This window comes from Mojavia sp. (genome assembly GCF_059505145.1).
Genome location: NZ_JCACKA010000133.1, coordinates 15591 through 18783, shown reverse-complemented (window position 1 = coordinate 18783; position 3193 = coordinate 15591). Strand labels below are relative to the sequence as shown.

The 3193-nt window shown below is 38.6% G+C and carries 3 protein-coding genes and 1 pseudogene; all 4 read left to right on the top strand.

The genetic code is table 11. The annotated features are described in order from the left end of the window. The first annotated feature begins 111 nt into the window (after window positions 1-111). Complete coding sequence (locus AC5JL8_RS35530) at window positions 112-312, top strand: hypothetical protein (RefSeq protein ID WP_495884393.1); 201 nt, start codon at window positions 112-114, stop codon at window positions 310-312. Window positions 313-513: 201 nt separating this feature from the next. After that, on the top strand, window positions 514-711 hold the full coding sequence (locus AC5JL8_RS35525) for a hypothetical protein (protein WP_495884392.1): 198 nt from the start codon (window positions 514-516) through the stop codon (window positions 709-711). Between the two features lie 122 nt (window positions 712-833). Then, window positions 834-1490 carry a hypothetical protein gene (locus tag AC5JL8_RS35520; protein WP_495884391.1) on the top strand — a complete coding sequence of 219 codons (657 nt, stop codon included), beginning with the start codon at window positions 834-836 and terminating at the stop codon, window positions 1488-1490. Between the two features lie 94 nt (window positions 1491-1584). Beyond that, a pseudogene (locus AC5JL8_RS35515) lies at window positions 1585-2028 on the top strand (ISKra4 family transposase); the annotation flags it as partial. Window positions 2029-3193: the final 1165 nt, after the last annotated feature.

Here is a 3193-nt window from a genome sequence, read left to right as displayed (position 1 = left end):
CGCTTTCACGACAAGAATTATTCTCGCAAATCACTGCTGAAATTGACGCTCATCAACAGCAGATAAACATTCTCAAGCAACAGTTAGCAACTGTCACGGGAGGTAATACAAATGCCTAAGCCACAGAAAAATTCTAATGATTTGTCTGCTGCTAATTTATTGCGCTCGCTGCGTTGTTGTGGGGGTTGTGCACCTTTGCATACTATCAAGTTTTCCAATGTGGCTATTCAATCTTTACTTGATAGAAACCTTGTGAAAGTGCAAAACACTGGCTGCGATTTTCTGTTGGAAATCGTTGAGGAAATGCAATAACAACTCAAAATAATTCAAAATTCAAAATGCAAAATTCAAAATTAAGACGAACAGCGCAAATTCAAGCCTTATTTAATTAAATGCCTTAGTTCCCAAATAATTTGGAGGGGCTTGTACTCAAGATGAATCAGTCCAAAATCGTTTCTTATCATTTTGAATTTTGAATTCTCAATTTTGAATTGAATTCGTAGGAGCAATAAAATGTCTCATCCTAATTTGCATACATTAATTGATGCGGCTCAATTAATTATTGAAGAGATAGCCAAGCACCCAGATTACCAAGCACTTGATTATCAGCCTGATTTAACAATCGTGGATGCTCAAACTGCACTGTGTTACTCGAAGTGCGAACTGGAGAGTAATCAACAGCCTTTAATTATACCAAAAGCTTCAATGTAAAAAAGCAAATGCCTGGATAGGGATTTTGGAATTTTATCCAGGCATTTACTAAGGGATTTAAGTAGATTTATCTACGTAACTTCAACGTATTATTGCACATTTATAAATCCTAGAGGTTAAGAATGAGTAACGAAATCAAACTAGGTCTTTGCAATCCTCCAGAACCAATTTATCTGTACGTCAAAAACGGTGAAGTCAGCGGTGAATCATTTTTGTGGTACCACTACAACATTGAGCAGGACAAAACGATCCCTGTTCAGCAGCGAGGATTAACTGGTTATTTATCAGAATTGCGTTTGACAGCGAAAGAATACAAGGGCAAGGACAACATGAAGTTAGATATTGTTGTCGCTGCGGATGAGATTTATATCATCAGAACTGGCATAGAAACCAATTTTGCGAAAACATTTCTTTTGTCTGCATCACTTATACAAGACTTCTCTAAACCCCTGATTCTTGCTGTTACTTCTGGCGAAGAGAATACAGTATTTTGTCGGTTATATGATGCGGCTACTAAAGTAAGAATCAGGGCAGAATGGAACCCGAACGCTGACTGGGGAGCAATCATTCACGGCATTCAAACGTTATTAGGTGGGGCACGAACTCAGCCACCGTCTACTGTAGCTCCGCAAGATTTACGAGTCAGAAAAATACGCACTTTGCTTGATTATCCGCTTGATTTAGTCAAGGAATGGTTGCAATTTCAAGATGCTACTAGCCCCAGTCAATTGCACATTAGCAAAGTCAATGAACTAGTCAAAACGATGTGCTTGGCTTAGGCTGCTGATAAAACTGAACACCCGAATCATGCCGAGTTTTCATATCAATGCACAGTAGACAACCTCAACTCATCCCTCTATTATGCAACGCCTACTTACTTGTATTGGTGATGGACATGATGGCATTTGGAATATCATTGACCAACTAGCACCTGATGTCCAACGTCGAGAAGTGCTTGATTGGTTCCATTTGATAGAAAACCTTCACAAAGTTGGGGGTTCGCTAAAACGCTTGAAACAGGCACAAGCTCTCCTCTGGAAGGGTCAAGTTGAGGCGACTAAAGCTTTATTTGCTAATTGTAAAGGAAAACAAGCACAAAATTTTTGTCATTATCTCGATAAACATAGCGATCGCATTATCAACTACGAATATCATCAAGCTGAACAAATTTGTTCAATTGGTTCTGGTTCGGTTGAATCTGCCGTTAAACAGGTTGACCATCGAACAAAAATTTCCGGGGCACAATGGAAACGAGAAAATGTGCCTCAAGTCCTTGCCCATCGATGTGCCTACCTTAATGGATTATTGTCGGTTTGAGCCACTTCAAAAACTGAGATGCTCCCCAGACAATAATTGTTGTCAGTGCCAAGGTAGCCGTAACGGTAGCGAATGAAAGCAAGCCAAGCTTGGATAACATCTGAAAAATTGATTGCAGCTACAAGCTATTTACTTCTTGAGCTTAACAAATAAGATTGCGCTTTAGTGCCTGTAGTTATGTTTTACATGGGCGATACCTATGTTTCCAATGATTTAGCGAATAAGTAGTGCGATCGCTGTCATAACTGCAAAGTTTGTAACAAATGATTGCAGACATCAGCCGATTGACTAAATTTGTGTTGTCTAAACTTGAGTTTTTTAAGAGTTAAAGAGATTTCCCGGAAGTAAGAAAAAAAAGTAAGAAAAAGTTTGATGTTCTTGTTAAAACTATTGTCTAGCAAGGGTTTTAAGAGCCAATGTTGTTTAAGCCTATTGCGCGGTCGAGGCTAGTGCGGGCGATCGTCTAATCTTGCATCAAAAGATTTAGCTCCCTGTAGAACTGCTCCCGGCGCTTCGCAAGCAATAGACCTGCCTTAAAAATAGAGGCTAAAACAACGTAAAATCGTTCCAATATCATTTTCATTGTTCCTTGTGAACGCAGTTTATGGAGTCTCTTGCAAAAGTCCAAATTTGAAACTATTTCTCTGCGCCTGGTATATCTTTGCGTGAGATAAAAAATATTTATGCAAGAGGTCTAATCTCCCCCAGAAAATTTTTCCGCACCTTCTTGACAAATGTGCAATTTTCTTAACTGTCTTAACTGTCCACTTGTATCTAAATTATCTGCTTAAGTTTCTTAACTGTCCTTGCATTATCATAATATTTTGAAATAATTAAAAACTGAAGTGTGCAGAGATAGCCTTCAAAAGGCTTCCATTCTTCATACACCTTAACCAAAAAGCTTTGAGCTAAATACTGTTTACGTTGCTGCAATAGTATTATGCCTGGACTAATTTATTGAGGCGAATATTGTTGTGCGCCCGTTGTACTTTGCATTAGTAAAACGCATTCCCATCAATTTTCAAAATTTAGTAATTTAAAGGGTTTTTAATTATGACAACCACAATATCTACCGCAACACAAAGCAATTACCCCACTACAGGAACATATTACTACCTAATTGCCAAACACAGTGGTAAAGCATTAGCTGTGGATGGAGCGCAGA